General features: G+C 68.0%; 1 protein-coding gene. It reads left to right on the forward strand.

Going from position 1 to position 225, the window contains the following annotated elements; all coding sequences use genetic code 11:
- Positions 1-225: hypothetical protein (locus tag WG924_RS28175; protein ID WP_345936349.1), on the forward strand; the 225-nt coding region annotated here is incomplete at both ends.

Here is a 225-nt window from a genome sequence, read left to right on the forward strand (position 1 = left end):
TCATCGCCGCCAATGGCGTGAGCTTCACGCCGGCGGCGAACGCGACTGCCGATGTGACGCTGACCGTGACGGTGAATGACGGCGGCAACACCGGCACCGGTGGCGCGCTGACCGACAGTGCGACCATCACGCTCGACATCACGGCGGTGAATGACGCCCCCGATCTGACCGCGCCGGCCAGCATCGCGGTGACCGAAGACACGGTGACCGCGCTGACCGGCATCT

Origin of the sequence: Tistrella arctica (genome assembly GCF_039630945.1) — a bacterium.
Lineage (GTDB): Bacteria > Pseudomonadota > Alphaproteobacteria > Tistrellales > Tistrellaceae > Tistrella > Tistrella bauzanensis.